This window comes from Winogradskyella helgolandensis, assembly GCF_013404085.1.
Classification (GTDB): domain Bacteria; phylum Bacteroidota; class Bacteroidia; order Flavobacteriales; family Flavobacteriaceae; genus Winogradskyella; species Winogradskyella helgolandensis.
On sequence record NZ_JABFHO010000001.1, the window covers coordinates 547,101 to 561,744 of the forward strand.

Consider the following 14,644-nt stretch of genomic DNA (forward strand, 5'->3'; position numbering starts at 1 on the left):
GGTCATTTTCTTTTTACTTTTGTCTCTTGTTTTTCCCATGCCAATTGGCATAAACCAAAATTAATAGATATGTTACAAGTTGCTTTTATTCAAGAGAACAAAGAAGACATCATTGCACGTTTAGCAAAACGAAATATTGATGCTACAGAAATTATTAATGAAGCAATTGCTTTAGACGAAGATCGTAAAGCAATACAGACTAAATTAGATAATACAAAAGCAGAATCTAACACATTATCCAAAGAAATAGGGAACCTCTTTAAATCTGGCGAAGTACAAAAAGCCAATATTTTAAAAGAAAAAACGACACAGTTAAAAGAAACGACTAAGAAGTTAGAACAACATCTTGGCGATAAAGTCTATGCCCTTTCTCAGTTATTGTACAGAATTCCTAATGTGCCAAATCCTATTGTACCAGCAGGAAACTCAGATGAGGACAACGAAGAAACTTTTAAAGAAGGAGATATTCCTAATTTACATGAAGGTGCTTTACCTCATTGGGAATTAGCAAAAAAATATAACATTATAGATTTTGAATTAGGAAACAAAATCACTGGTGCTGGCTTCCCGGTTTATATTGGTAAAGGTGCAAGATTACAACGGGCATTAATCGCCTATTTTTTAGATAAAAATACAGAAGCAGGTTACACAGAATACCAACTACCACATTTAGTGAATGAAGCTTCTGGTTTTGGAACAGGTCAATTACCAGATAAAGAAGGGCAAATGTACCATGTTACCGCAGATAATTTATACCTAATTCCAACAGCTGAAGTCCCTGCAACTAACATTTTTAGAGATACACTCTTAAACGAAAATGATCTTCCTATTACAATTACGGGTTACACACCTTGTTTTAGACGTGAAGCCGGTAGTTATGGTGCACATGTTAGAGGATTAAACAGATTACATCAATTTGATAAGGTTGAAATCCTTAGAGTTGAGCATCCTGATAATTCTTATAAAGCATTAGACAGTATGGTAAATCATGTCAAAGGTCTTTTACAAGACTTAAAACTACCATATAGAATTTTAAGATTATGTGGTGGAGATTTAGGATTTACATCTGCTTTAACATACGATTTTGAAGTATTCTCAACAGCACAAGACCGCTGGTTAGAAGTCTCTTCTGTTTCTAATTTTGAAACCTTTCAAGCCAATCGTTTAAAATTACGTTTTAAAAATAGCGAAGGAAAGAATGAATTATGCCACACCTTAAACGGAAGTTCTTTAGCATTACCTCGGGTTTTAGCTGGCATATTAGAAAACTACCAAACAGAAGATGGTATTAAAATACCTGAAGTTTTAGTGCCGTATACAGGATTTGACATGATTTCTTAGAACAGCGTAAAATCACTTATTTCATTCTAATTGTTAAAATTTAATGTATTATATCGATTATTATAGCCTTTCTTCTTTTTATTCGTTGATTTTTTAGAGATTAGTAATCCCAGATTAAAACAACTTAATTATGAAGAATTTAAAACGAATCGTATTACTGGTTTCACTGATTGCTTTGGTAAGTAAAGTTTTATTTTAACTACCGAAATGCTTTTAAACTTTTAGTTGAAAAGTTATAAATTACTTCAATAATTAGTAATATATACAACAAACTTAGTCAAGATAATTGAATCATATTTTACATAAATAATGGTTAATAGCACATTTATTTTGCTGGTAATTTGCCTAAACTTTCGTTTAGGCATTTTTTTTATACTTTTTTTCACAACATCTACTTGGCGCATTTGTTATATTTACACTTACAGTGACTTTTAGACATACTCCAAAACAGACATGCAACAACGTTTCTTCATCATACTTTTTATATTTATAAGCTTTTATGGTTTCGCTCAAAACAGTGAAGAACAAGCAGAAATTTATTATAAAAAAGCGGAGTTTAAAAAAGCAGAGTTAATTTATAAAAATCTACTAAAAGAAAAACCTCTCAATTACAACTATATTTATAAGCTTGTTGACATCTATCAGCAATTAGAACAGTATGATGACGCTGAAAATATTCTTACACAACGCTTATCTATTAGAAGAAATCCGGAATTGGTTGTTGTGTTGGGTTATAACTTTCAGCTTAAAGATAGTATTGCAACGGCAAATAAACTTTATGATGAAGCTATAGCATTTGTTGATGATAAGCCCAACTATATTTATATAATCGCCAAAAAATTTGAAGATTACTCGCTATCAGATCAAGCTATTCGCATATATGAAAAAGGCAAAACTCTAACACCAGATAGAAACTACAGTATTCAATTGGCACGTATTTATGGCGATCAAGGCAATGTAGAACAAATGTTTGTAAACTACGTAGATTATATTCACTACAAACCTAATCACCTCAATAATGTTAAGCGATCTATCAGTGATTTTATTTCAGAAAATAAGGATAACGAAAACAACATCCATTTACGACGACTGCTTTTAAAAAAAATTCAGCAAAATCCAGAAACCTATTGGTATGAAATGTTAAGTTGGTTGTATGTTCAAGAAAAAGCCTATAACAAATCTTTCATTCAAGAAAAAGCACTTTACAAACGTAACCCAGAAAGTTTAGATCGCTTAATAGAATTGGCTGTCACGGCTCAAAAGGACAATGATGATGACACTGCAAAATCTATTTTCAATTACATACTTGAAATTACGCAAGACCCAAGTACGGCTTTAACGGCTCATCAGTACATTTTAGAAATCGACACTAAAAATGCTGACGATAAAATGCTAAAACAGATTGATGCCACTTACAATAACCTGTTTAAAACGTTTGGGAAATCTGAATTAACCTTACCGCTACAATTAGCCTATGGTAAATTTTTAGCCTTTAACCAAAAAGACACAGAAGCAGCCACAACATTTTTAAAGAAAAGTTTAAAGCTTAATGTTTCTAAGTTTCAAGAAGCGAAAGTAAAATTACTATTGGCTGATATTTTGGTGCTTCAAGAAAAATTTAATGAAGCTTTAATTTTCTATTCTCAGATTCAAGCCAACCTAAAAAATAGCACTATTGCTCAAGAAGCACGATTTAAAGTCGCAAAAACAAGTTATTACAAAGGTGATTTTGATTGGGCAGAATCGCAACTTAAAATTCTAAAATCATCAACATCACAATTAATTGCAAATGATGCTTTAGACTTAAAATTATTAATTTCGGATAATAAATATGAAGACAGTACGCAAACCGCATTAAAATACTATGCGAAAGCTGATTTATTTTCGTTTCAGAATAAAATTGACGATGCCATTTCTCTTTTAGACAAAATTTTAGAAGAGCACAAAGGAGAAAGTATCACAGACCAAGCTTTATATCAACAGGCAAAGCTCTATGAAAAGAAAAAACAATACACTAAGGCTGAAGCTAACTACCAAGTCATCATCAAAGATTACGGAGAGGATATTTTAATAGATGATACACTCTACTATTTAGCTGAACTTTATAACAACCACCTAGCAAAACCCGAAGAAGCCAAGCTACTCTACGAAAAAATAATATTTGAGCACCAAGACAGTATTTATTTTATTGAAGCTCGTAAGAAGTTTAGGATGTTGCGTGGTGATAGTATTAATTAGTTTTTTTGAAAAGAATTATAATAATGAATGATAAAAGCAAAAGTACATTTAGATCAGTTGTGATGTTAGTAGCTCTTCTTACAGCAAGTTTAAGCATTGTATTTGAATTACACCCTAAGATATTTAGTGGGCTAGGAATGTCTATTCTCAGTGGAATGTGTTTTATAGCCTTATCTATATCGTTTATTAACGATTAAAATTATAAACAACTTAATAATCGCTTTCATATTTATATTTTTGTGACTAACAACTCTATCCATATAATTAATACAAATTAAATGATCATATACAACGTTACCCTTAACATCGATAAAAGTATTTCCAAAGAATGGTTAGAATGGATAAAAGAGCACATTCCGCAAGTCTTAGCAACTGGTCATTTTAAAGAAGCTAAATTAACCAAAGTTTTGGTAGATGATGACGAAGCAGACACCTACTCTGTGCAATATAGAGCACATTCTAGAGAAGCTTTAAACTCATATTATGATGAGCATGCAGAGCGTTTAAAACAAGATGGATTACAACGATTTGGAGATAAAGTATTATCCTTTAGAACAGAATTGGAAGTTGTAGATGAGTATTCGGTAACGATAAATTAAGGTTTCTATTGCAATTCAGCCATTCTCAATCTCTCACAACGTATCTTTGCATTACTACTAATTAAAAACCGTCCTGTATTCGTGGCAAATCAACACCAAGTTAAAGCAAAAAAACATTTAGGTCAGCATTTCTTAGAAGATGAATCCATTGCACAAGATATTGCAGATAGCTTATCTTTTAAAGGCTACGATCATGTTTTAGAAATTGGACCAGGTATGGGAGTGCTTACCAAGTATCTTCTAAAAAAAGACACTACGCTTCATGTTATTGAAATAGACACAGAATCGGTTGATTATTTAAAAAACAACTATCTAAATCTTGCGGATAGAATCATAGAAAAAGACTTCTTAAAATATGACTTAAATCTTGTTTTTGAAGATAAACCTTATGCTATCATTGGTAATTTTCCATATAACATTTCGTCTCAAATATTGTTTAAGACCATAGAGCAAAGACATCAAATTCCTGAATTTTCTGGCATGTTTCAAAAGGAAGTCGCTATGCGAATTTGTTCTAAAGAAGGTTCCAAAGTTTACGGTATATTATCGGTTTTAACCCAAGCATTTTACGATGCAGAATATTTGTTTACTGTTCCTCCAACCGTTTTTAACCCACCACCCAAAGTAGATTCGGGTGTGTTATTATTAAAACGAAAAGAAAATTTTACATTACCATGCGACGAAAAATTATTCTTTAGAGTTGTAAAAACAGGTTTTCAACAACGAAGAAAAACATTACGAAACAGTTTAAAAACCTTCAATCTGTCGGATAATTTAAAAGCAAATACTATATTTGGGCAACGACCAGAGCAGCTAAGTGTTTCACAGTTTATAGAGCTTACGTCGTTAATTGAAAATGACGAAAACTAATTTTATCTGCTGTCACTCACAACGCAGTTGAAATACATTTTAAAGTAAAAGCGTATTAAAAATCAAGTGGAAGAGATCCAAGACAACATACAATTTCAGTTAACTGATGAACTTATTGAAAAGGTAGAAGTTCTTGTCGAAGAAGAAAACGACAAAGATTTAAAAGCCTTATTAAATGAGTATCACCATGCAGATATTGCCGAAATTATAGATGACTTAGATAATGATGATGCTGTTTATGTCATAAAACTTCTCGACTCTGAAATGACCTCAGAAATCCTGATGGAACTCGATGAGGATATCCGAGAAAAAATACTTAAAAATCTATCTACTAAAGAAATTGCCGAAGAGGTTGAAGAATTAGATACCGATGATGCGGCAGATATGATTGCCGAGCTTCCAGAAAAACGGCAAGCCGAAGTTATTGCGTACATAGAAGACCACGAACACAGGGACGAAATTCAAGAACTTTTAGCCTATGACGAGGATACAGCAGGTGGACTTATGGCAAAGGAGTTAGTGAAAGTTTATGAAACCTGGACAGTTGCCGGTTGTTTACGCAGAATTAGAGGGCAAGCAAAAGATGTAACAAGAGTACATTCCGTTTATGTTGTAGATAAGCAAGATAAACTCATTGGTAGATTGTCCTTAAAGGATTTAATCATTTCTAAAAGCGACACAAAAATCGCGGATATAGCTAAAGACAATGTAGATTGGGCACACGTTAATGACGATGTAGAAGATGTAGCAAAAGTAATGGCGAAATATGATTTGGAAGCCATTCCTGTAGTTAATGATGACCAAATTCTTGTAGGAAGAATTACCATTGATGATATTATAGATGTTATCCGAGAAGAAGCTGATAAAGATTACCAATTAGCCGCTGGTATTTCACAAGATGTTGAGGCCGATGATAGTATACTAAAATTGACCAAAGCAAGACTACCTTGGTTGTTTATTGGCATGTTTGGAGGTCTTGGTGCTGCCAGTATTATAGAACAGTTTAATGATAATATGGGCAATTTTATAGTGTTGCTCAGTTTTGTACCATTAATTCAAGCAACTGCCGGAAATGTTGGTGTACAATCGTCTGCTATTGTCGTTCAAGGTATCGCCAATGGGACTATTGACGGTAAAATTCTAAAACGATTATTCAAAGAATTTTTATTAGGATTAGTAAATGGAGTTGCTATTTCACTTGTTGCCATTCTTATTACACATTTTATTTTCGGAACACCGTACATCGTATCCATAACTATAAGTATTGCATTAATTGCTGTAATTGTAATGGCTGCTCTTATAGGCACCTTTATTCCTATTTTTCTAGATAAAAGAGGAATCGATCCTGCCGTTGCAACCGGACCTTTTATAACCACAAGTAATGACGTTTTTGGAATATTAATTTACTTTCTAATTGCTAAATTAATTCTTGGTATTTAAAACTATTTGGGCGTTACCACAAGGGTCGCGCTTTCCGTTGCAATCTTTTACAAAAAAGCAAAAGGATGTTCACTTCAATCGCTAACGCATTCACGATTTCTTTCTAAATAAAATCTATGAGTAATCGCTAACGCAAAACTTTGTAACTTTACTTCAACATATTGTAAGACCTAGCAGGTTTCAAAAAACGAGCAGGTCTAAACTTAAAAAAGATACCTGCTTTCGTAGGCATTACCATGAAAATACTACACCTAGATTCTAACCACCCTTTACTTCTAAATCAACTTAACGAATTAGGATTCACCAATCATGAAGATTACAAGTCTTCAAAATCTGAAATTGAAGCTAAAATTTCTAAATATGATGGCATAATTATCCGAAGTCGATTTAGCATTGACAAATCATTTTTAGATGCCGCCAAAAACCTAAAATTTATCGGGAGAGTTGGTGCAGGCTTAGAAAATATAGATTGTGATTATGCGGAAACAAAAGGTATTTATCTCATTTCTGCACCAGAAGGTAACCGAAACGCCGTTGGCGAACATAGTTTAGGCATGTTGTTATCACTTTTCAATAAACTCAATAAAGCAGATAAAGAAGTCAGACAAGGTAAATGGTTACGTGAAGAGAACCGTGGATTAGAGTTAGATGGAAAAACCGTAGGAATCATTGGTTACGGAAACATGGGAAAAGCATTTGCTAAAAAATTAAAAGGTTTTGATGTAGAGGTTTTATGCTATGACATAAAAACAGATGTTGGAGATGCCAACGCTAAACAAGTTATTCTCGAAGAATTAAAAGCAAAAGCCGATGTGTTAAGTCTTCACATACCACAAACAGATTTAACGCTGAATATGATAAATTCTGATTTTATAAATGGGTTTAAAAAACCGTTTTGGCTAATTAATACAGCACGTGGAAAAAGCGTCGTGACTCAAGATTTAGTTTCGGCATTAAAATCCGGTAAAATTCTAGGAGCAGGATTAGATGTTTTAGAATATGAAAAATCATCGTTTGAAAATTTATTCACATCCAATGACATGCCTGAAGCTTTCAAATATTTAATAGCATCAGAAAACGTTTTACTTTCTCCTCACGTTGCAGGCTGGACGGTTGAAAGTAATATTAAACTCTCACAAACTATCGTTGATAAGATAAAGGTTAAATTTAATTAATTTACAGAATTTAATATCCCATTTTATATATGATCATCAAAGCTAACTCACCAGAAGATTATATTCGCCAAACACCTAAAGAGCGCCACGATGCTCTAAATACTTTAAGGCAAGTTATAAGAACAAATTTACCAGAGGGGTTTGAAGAAGGCATGCAATACAACATGATTGGTTATTACGTCCCACATTCTGTATATCCTGATGGCTATCATTGTGATCCAAAAACACCATTGCCATTTATGAGTTTTGCTTCTCAAAAAAATTCAATTAATCTTTATCATAGTGGCATTTATGCCAAACCTGAATTGCACGATTGGTTTGTAAATGAATATCCAAAACATTGCAAACGAAAATTAGACATGGGTAAAAGCTGCATTCGATTTAAAAAAATAGATGACATTCCTTATCAGTTAATTGAAGATCTCGTACAAAAAATGACTTGTGATGAATGGATAAACATTTATGAATCTGCCCTAAAGAAAAAGTAGAAACAAGGAGAAATATAATAGTTATGAGCTTAACTATTGAAATCCTAACATAAATTCAAAATAAAATGAAAAAAAGAGTTACAGGAATTGGAGGATTATTCTTTAAAACTGAAGATCCAAAAGCAGCTAAAGATTGGTACAAAAAGCATTTAGGCTTTAATACCGATGATTATGGTTCTACCTTTTGGTGGAAAGATAAAGAAGGAAAAGAATGCTCTACACAATGGAGTCCTTTTGCGAAAGATTCAAACTATTTTGAGCCTTCAAAAAAAGACTTTATGTTTAATTACAGAGTTGAAAACCTAAAAGAGTTACTCGCCACTTTAAAAGAAGAAGGTGTTACTATAGTCGGAGACATGGAAGAATATGATTACGGTAAATTTGGTTGGATCCTTGATAACGATGGTAATAAAATTGAACTTTGGGAACCTATAGATAAAGCATTTTTATAATCTTCATTTATACCTTAACCATTGTCTTATTTAGAAATACTTCAATCTTATAATTTAACTGTATTTCAATGGATTGCTATTGCTTTTGCTGTTTTTTTATTGGGTTTATCCAAATCCGGAATTAAAGGAGTAGGTATCATTCTCATCGTTATACTTGCGTTTGTTTTTGGAGAAAAAGCATCAACAGGTGTTTTACTTCCTATGCTCATTTGTGCCGATATTTTAGCTGTTATTTACTACAACAGACATGCGGATTGGGTCGTTATCAAAAAACTGATTCCATGGATAATTATAGGTGTTTTAATTGGCGTGTGGGTTGGAACTGATATTTCTGAATTCGTTTTTAAAAGGTTAATGGCTATTATCATACTCGTTTCAGTGCTAATAATGTTTTACTTTGAAAAGCGAAAATCTAGCGATGTGCCCAATAATAAGTTCTTTTCAGTTGGCATGGGATTTCTAACTGGTTTTGCTACGATGATTGGCAATTTAGCAGGTCCTATTTCCAATATTTATTTTTTAACCATGCGCTTTCCTAAAAATGAATTCATAGGAACGGCCGCGTGGTTATTCTTTATTATAAATGTAATTAAACTCCCTTTTCATATTTTTATATGGGAAACCGTTACCGTAGAATCACTAGTTTTAAATTCCGTTTTAATTCCGGCTGTCCTAATTGGGTTTACATTAGGAATAAACATTGTAAAACGCATTTCGAATGTAAATTATAGGCGTTTTATTTTAATAGTTACCACTATTGGAGGTCTAATTATGTTGTTTAGATAAATAACTATAACGCTGTTTTATCACCTCATAATATTTAATAAGGTTCATAATATTTTACTAACTTTATGGTCTAATCAAAAAACTAAAAAAAATGTCAGATGATAATAAAAATTTAGGCGACGATCTTAACGATATGTTGGACGATGCTAAGGATAATGCTCGCAAATCAGGCGATAAAATAAGTCAAAAGGCTCATGAGTTTTCGGATGACGCCAAAGAACTTGGACGTGAAGCCAAAGAAAAAGCATCTGAATTTGCAGGAGAAGCAAAGGAATCTGCTAAAGAGTTTTCTGATAGTGCTAAAGAAACATTTAATAACGTTTCTGGTGACAACAAGAAGGTTTTAGCCGGCATATTAGGTATTATTTTAGGAGCCTTTGGTGTGCATAAGTTTATATTAGGTTATAATAAAGAAGGTGGAATTTTATTAGGAATAACACTATTAGGTATTGTGTTATCTTGTGTAGGAATTGGAGTTATTGTTGTTTGGCTTGCGGGCTTAGTAGGTTTAATTGAAGGCATAATATACCTCACGAAATCTGACGAAGAGTTTTACAACACCTACCAAGTTGGCAAAAAACCGTGGTTCTAAAATAGTTTCAAAATAGTCACAATATATAAAAACCCGGAATTAACCTTCTGGGTTTTTTAATTACTCTTTTTTAACTAAACCAAAACTTAACGGTAAGGTATCACCTATTCTTTGATCACCCATTGCACCACTAAAATACACACCAATTATAGGGGTATAATTACCATAAGCGTCAACAAAAAATTCTGGGATTTTTAATTGAATTTCAGATTGATCATTTTTATCAAAAAGAATAGTCACCTTTTCTTTTAAAGATACGCGCTTAGAATCTTGACCCTCTATCTCCTCTACAGTAAAAAAAGACCATTCATCAACTCTAAATGATTCACTAAATATCCAAAAACCTTCATCTTTAAGGTTTTTAGAATAAAGTGAACGCATAAAATGTTGTGTCGATCCTTTGTAAGCTTTAATTCTGTGTTTTAGCGTTTTCTTTTTAGTCGTATCTAAATCTTTATAAAATGAAGTTCCGAAATAGGTAACATAGTCTACTGTAAACCTAAAGGCATCAAGATTTGCATATCTAAAGCGAGTTTCAAACTCCATTAAATCATATACAACTTCATATTGCAGAGCTTTATTTATAATCTTAAGAGGCGCTTTAGAGCTTGCATATAATGATCTATTAAGTTTATCATATTTTAATACTAAAGCCTCTTCATTTAAAATTTTACACGACTTGCCAAACTTAGAAGTTCCTAAAAATTCTTTTCTAAACAGTCTCAGTTTTTGTTTCCTCGTCAATCCATCATCGTAGTCTAAATGGACTTCATCTAATGCGTTATTAGCTTCAATGAGTTCTACTCGAATCTCATTTTGACTTCTATAATCTGAAATCAAAACCTTTTCAAAGCCTAAATAAGAAATAACTAAAGTAGATTGTACTGCGTCTGAATACGTGATAGAAAATTCACCATTACTGTTTGTTGTGGTACCAATTGTTGTATTATTAAAGAAAACAGAAGCCGTTTCAATAGGCTGTTGAGTAACTTTATCAATTACTCGACCGGTAAGCGTTTGTGAAACACAAAAAAAAGGACATAGAAGGATTAAAACAACTAGTTTACTTATCCTCATTGTTATCCATAAACTTGCGTTCTAGTTCTGCCTGAAATTCTTCCATTACAGGTCTAACAGTGCTATCTGGTAGGTCTGCAATTTTTATATACATTAAGCCATCTACCGCATTATTAAACAACGGATCTACATTAAAAGCTACAAGTCTAGCGTTTTGTTTAATATACTTTTTCAGTAAAACAGGAAGTCGTAATGCTCCTGGTTCTACTTCGTCAATTATTTTATCAAACTTGTTTAAATCGGCTTCGGTAGCATCAAAAACAAAATCTTTATCGGCATCTTTTAGTTTTACTTTAAACTCCTTTTTAGGATGTACATATTGCGCTACATAAGGATCGTAATAATGAGATTTCATAAACTCAATCATCAGACTTTTAGAAAAATTCGAAAACTGATTACTGATACTTACACCACCTATTAAATACTTATGTTCAGGAAAACGCAATGTAATATGTACAATACCCTTCCAAAGTAAGAATAAAGGCATTGGTTTTTGCTGGTATTCTTTTATGATAAATGCACGACCCATTTCTATAGATTGGCTCATCATTTTATGCAATTCAGGTTCAAATCGAAACAAATCTTGAAGATAAAAACCATCAATACCAAAGCGTTCATAAATCTTAGACCCTAAGCCCATTCTGTAGGCACCTGCAATTAAGTTTTTCTCGTTATCCCATAAAAACATGTGATGGTAATAGGTATCAAATTTATCTAAATCAATCGCTTCATTAGTACCTTCACCGACTTCTCTAAAAGTAATTTCTCTAAGCCTTCCTATTTCTCTTAAAATATTAGGAATATCTTTTGCCGAAGCTAAAAACACTTCGTAATTTTTACTTTCTAACAATCTACAATCGCTCACTCTAAGTTTATCTACCTCAGCAATCATTACTTTTGGAGCAATTGGTGTCACAATACGCTTTGGTATTTTAGCTACTTTTAATTGTGATTGTATATTATCTAAAATCTTAGGTTTATCTTCAAATGTTTTAGACAACATATATGTTTTTCGTCTTAAAAATTCTGAAAACTCCGGAAGCGTTGGATGTAATTTTTGATCTTTAACAGAAATCGCCTTACCTACTCTTACTTTAATGATACGACGTTTTTGAGTTAAGACTTCTGAAGGCAACTTAGCCGTTCTTAATGTATCGCTTAGTTTAGAGAGTCTATAAAATAATCGACTATTTTTAGCATGAAAGTAAATAGGAACCACAGGGACTTCAGCTTTCTGAATTAATTTCATAGCAGCTACTTCCCACTCTTTATCAACCACTAATTTTCCGTCTTTATAGGTAGAAACTTCACCAGCAGGAAACACACCCAACGGATGGCCATTTCTTAAATGCATAATCGCATTTTTAAAACCTGCAATACTGCTAGCCGCATCTTTTCTACCCTCAAAAGGATTTACTGGCATAATGTAAGGCTTAAGTGGCTCAATACGATGCAACAGAAAATTTGCAATGATTTTAAAATCGCTACGCTGTTCTATCATTAACTTTAACAGTAAAATACCATCAATCCCGCCAAGTGGATGATTAGAGATTGTTATATAAGGCCCTTCTTTGGGTAGCCGTTTCATGTCTTCTTCAGGAATTTCAAACTTAATCTGAAACTCTTCTAAAATGGCATCTAAGAAGGCACCATCACTGAGATGTTTATTACGCTTATAAAACTTATTTATTGTAGAAATTTTAAGCACTTTCATTAACATCCAACCAAAGAAGGTACCTAAAAACCCATACTTATCAGCATGAATTGCTTTTGCAACTTCTTTTGCGGTTACTAAACCGGTATCAGATGATTTCCCCATAAAACAAATGTAACAACTATTTACTTAGTAACAATTTGGACTGTCCCCTGAGCTAACTGCTTCAACAATACTACCTTATCTTTTTCCAGCTCTTTTACGACAGTATCATTATAGTGTCTAATCGTGTATAGACTCACATTATTGTGACAAACAACTTTAAACTTTGCCTTTAAATGTTGAAGTAATTTTTCTAAATTATCATATAAATTATCAATACACACAGAAAAACTAATAGCAGAATTCTGAATCACATCAACCTTCATTTTGTATAAGTGTAACAAACTAAAAATTTCACTAATATTTTCTTCCATAATATATGAAAAATCTAAAGATGATAAAGAAATCAAAGTCTGATTTTTCTTAACAATAAAACAAGGCACTTCTGGTACTAAAGCTTTTCCTTTACTTACACATGTACCAGCTCCTTCAGGATTTAAAAATGATTTTACGTACAACGGAATTTCTTTTCTCTGTAATGGCTGAAGAGTTTTTGGGTGAATTACTGATGCTCCATAAAAAGCCAACTCAATAGCTTCTCTATAGGATATTTGATGTAATAATTGTGCGTTTTCAAAATAACGTGGATCTGCATTTAAAACACCCGGAACATCCTTCCAAATGGTTACACTATTCGCATTTAAACAATATGCAAATATGGCTGCTGTATAATCACTTCCTTCTCTTCCTAAAGTTGTAGTAAAATTATTGGAATCACTTCCTAAAAATCCTTGCGTAATATTTAAAATATTAGCATCTAAATGAGATGAAATATTCTCTTGCGTTTTCTCCCAATTTACATTTGAACGTCTATAATAATTATCTGTTTTTATAAATTCCCTAACATCAACCCAATTATTTTTTAAACCAATTTCATTAAGATAGTTACTAATTATTGTTGTTGAAATTAATTCTCCATAACCAATAACTTGGTCATACACATAATTGTAATCCGGAGATTTATTAGCTTTAAAAAATGCGTTTAATTCATCGAAAAGCGCTTTTACATCTGTAAATACTTGGTGACGTTTATTCTCAAATAAATCTACTAAAATATCATCATGACATTTAATAACGTCGTGAATTGAACTTTGTAATTCACTTTTATTTTCAAAATAATTCTTAATTACTAATTCCATTCTATTAGTTGTTTTTCCCATTGCTGAGACCACAACTAAAGTCCTATCATAACCTGTGGTTGTTAAAACTTTCGCCAAGTTTTTTACACCATCTGCATCTTTAACTGATGCACCTCCAAACTTAAAAATCCGCATTATAATTGGTTTAAATAATTTTTAATTCCTTGTTCATCCAAATGCACAACATTCCAGTCGCGCTTTACATCTGCTCCTTTACTTTCATAAAAATTTATAGCTGGTTCGTTCCAATCTAAAACGTCCCAACTTATCCGTTTTACACCGCGTTGCTGTCCATATTTTACAACCACATCTAAAAGCTGAGTTCCTATACCTTTACCTCTACATTTTTCACTCACAATAAGATCTTCTAAATGCAAAATTTCACCTTTCCAAGTAGAATATCTTGGATATACTAAGGCGATGCCTTCAATTTTATTTTTAACTTCGCAAACAAAACATATAAACTTTGGATTTGATCCAAAACCATCATTTTCTAAATCAGACATTGTAATTTCTACAGCATCTGCTTCTTTTTCGTAGGTTGCCAATTCTTGAATGAGTTCTAATACTCTTGGCATATCTTTAATAAGTGCTAATCTCGGTTCGTTCATTTTTTGAATAAAAGATTCAA

At 32.4% G+C, this 14,644-nt stretch carries 14 protein-coding genes; 10 read left to right on the forward strand and 4 right to left on the reverse strand.

The window, feature by feature from the left end:
• The first annotated feature begins 69 nt into the window (after positions 1-69).
• The 10 genes from serS (at position 70) to HM992_RS02185 (ending at position 9,981) form a co-directional block, all read left to right on the forward strand.
• On the forward strand, positions 70-1,341 hold the full coding sequence (gene serS, locus HM992_RS02140; protein WP_178986637.1) for a serine--tRNA ligase: 1,272 nt from the start codon (positions 70-72) through the stop codon (positions 1,339-1,341).
• A gap of 453 nt (positions 1,342-1,794) precedes the next feature.
• Positions 1,795-3,579, forward strand: coding sequence for a tetratricopeptide repeat protein (locus HM992_RS02145; RefSeq protein ID WP_179318523.1), 1,785 nt, complete (start codon positions 1,795-1,797; stop codon positions 3,577-3,579).
• A 278-nt stretch (positions 3,580-3,857) separates the two neighbouring features.
• Entirely contained in the window at positions 3,858-4,178 is a 321-nt protein-coding gene (locus HM992_RS02150; protein WP_179318525.1) for a DUF4286 family protein, read from the forward strand.
• 81 nt (positions 4,179-4,259) lie between these two features.
• Entirely contained in the window at positions 4,260-5,048 is a 789-nt protein-coding gene (rsmA, locus tag HM992_RS02155; RefSeq protein ID WP_178986634.1) for a 16S rRNA (adenine(1518)-N(6)/adenine(1519)-N(6))-dimethyltransferase RsmA, read from the forward strand.
• A 66-nt stretch (positions 5,049-5,114) separates the two neighbouring features.
• Entirely contained in the window at positions 5,115-6,488 is a 1,374-nt protein-coding gene (gene mgtE / locus HM992_RS02160) for a magnesium transporter (RefSeq protein WP_178986633.1), read from the forward strand.
• A gap of 236 nt (positions 6,489-6,724) precedes the next feature.
• Positions 6,725-7,663 carry a 2-hydroxyacid dehydrogenase gene (locus HM992_RS02165; protein ID WP_178986632.1) on the forward strand — a complete coding sequence of 313 codons (939 nt, stop codon included), beginning with the start codon at positions 6,725-6,727 and terminating at the stop codon, positions 7,661-7,663.
• A 29-nt stretch (positions 7,664-7,692) separates the two neighbouring features.
• Positions 7,693-8,151 carry a DUF1801 domain-containing protein gene (locus HM992_RS02170; RefSeq protein ID WP_179318527.1) on the forward strand — a complete coding sequence of 153 codons (459 nt, stop codon included), beginning with the start codon at positions 7,693-7,695 and terminating at the stop codon, positions 8,149-8,151.
• A 65-nt stretch (positions 8,152-8,216) separates the two neighbouring features.
• Entirely contained in the window at positions 8,217-8,603 is a 387-nt protein-coding gene (locus tag HM992_RS02175) for a VOC family protein (protein ID WP_178986630.1), read from the forward strand.
• A 21-nt stretch (positions 8,604-8,624) separates the two neighbouring features.
• A complete protein-coding gene (locus HM992_RS02180) occupies positions 8,625-9,389 on the forward strand; it encodes a sulfite exporter TauE/SafE family protein (RefSeq protein WP_179318529.1) in 765 nt (254 codons plus the stop codon).
• 91 nt (positions 9,390-9,480) lie between these two features.
• Entirely contained in the window at positions 9,481-9,981 is a 501-nt protein-coding gene (locus HM992_RS02185) for an NINE protein (RefSeq protein WP_179318531.1), read from the forward strand.
• Between the two features lie 60 nt (positions 9,982-10,041).
• Here the strand turns inward: HM992_RS02185 and HM992_RS02190 are convergent, their stop codons facing one another.
• From HM992_RS02190 to HM992_RS02205, 4 genes are read right to left on the reverse strand one after another with little or no spacing between them, the layout of a single operon-like run.
• Positions 10,042-11,058, reverse strand: a complete 1,017-nt coding sequence (locus tag HM992_RS02190) for a carboxypeptidase-like regulatory domain-containing protein (protein WP_179318533.1) — start codon at positions 11,056-11,058, stop codon at positions 10,042-10,044.
• Positions 11,045-12,877, reverse strand: a complete 1,833-nt coding sequence (locus tag HM992_RS02195) for a GNAT family N-acyltransferase (protein ID WP_178986627.1) — start codon at positions 12,875-12,877, stop codon at positions 11,045-11,047. Before HM992_RS02195 ends, HM992_RS02190 begins: the two co-directional genes overlap by 14 nt.
• Before the next feature lie 20 nt (positions 12,878-12,897).
• The gene (locus tag HM992_RS02200) at positions 12,898-14,148 is read right to left on the reverse strand and encodes an aspartate kinase (RefSeq protein ID WP_179318535.1); all 1,251 of its coding nucleotides are present in this window, start codon (positions 14,146-14,148) and stop codon (positions 12,898-12,900) included.
• Entirely contained in the window at positions 14,148-14,624 is a 477-nt protein-coding gene (locus HM992_RS02205) for a GNAT family N-acetyltransferase (RefSeq protein ID WP_179318537.1), read from the reverse strand. The genes HM992_RS02200 and HM992_RS02205 overlap by 1 nt, the downstream gene beginning before the upstream one ends.
• Positions 14,625-14,644 lie beyond the last annotated feature (20 nt).

Coding starts and splice junctions, on each gene's coding strand:
- HM992_RS02165 (WP_178986632.1), top strand. CDS start 6,725: ATGAAAATACTACACCTAGATTCTAACCACCCTTTACTTCTAAATCAA.
- serS (WP_178986637.1), top strand. CDS start 70: ATGTTACAAGTTGCTTTTATTCAAGAGAACAAAGAAGACATCATTGCA.
- HM992_RS02195 (WP_178986627.1), bottom strand. CDS start 12,877: ATGGGGAAATCATCTGATACCGGTTTAGTAACCGCAAAAGAAGTTGCA.
- HM992_RS02205 (WP_179318537.1), bottom strand. CDS start 14,624: ATGAACGAACCGAGATTAGCACTTATTAAAGATATGCCAAGAGTATTA.
- HM992_RS02150 (WP_179318525.1), top strand. CDS start 3,858: ATGATCATATACAACGTTACCCTTAACATCGATAAAAGTATTTCCAAA.
- HM992_RS02200 (WP_179318535.1), bottom strand. CDS start 14,148: ATGCGGATTTTTAAGTTTGGAGGTGCATCAGTTAAAGATGCAGATGGT.
- HM992_RS02175 (WP_178986630.1), top strand. CDS start 8,217: ATGAAAAAAAGAGTTACAGGAATTGGAGGATTATTCTTTAAAACTGAA.
- HM992_RS02145 (WP_179318523.1), top strand. CDS start 1,795: ATGCAACAACGTTTCTTCATCATACTTTTTATATTTATAAGCTTTTAT.
- HM992_RS02170 (WP_179318527.1), top strand. CDS start 7,693: ATGATCATCAAAGCTAACTCACCAGAAGATTATATTCGCCAAACACCT.
- HM992_RS02190 (WP_179318533.1), bottom strand. CDS start 11,058: ATGAGGATAAGTAAACTAGTTGTTTTAATCCTTCTATGTCCTTTTTTT.
- HM992_RS02185 (WP_179318531.1), top strand. CDS start 9,481: ATGTCAGATGATAATAAAAATTTAGGCGACGATCTTAACGATATGTTG.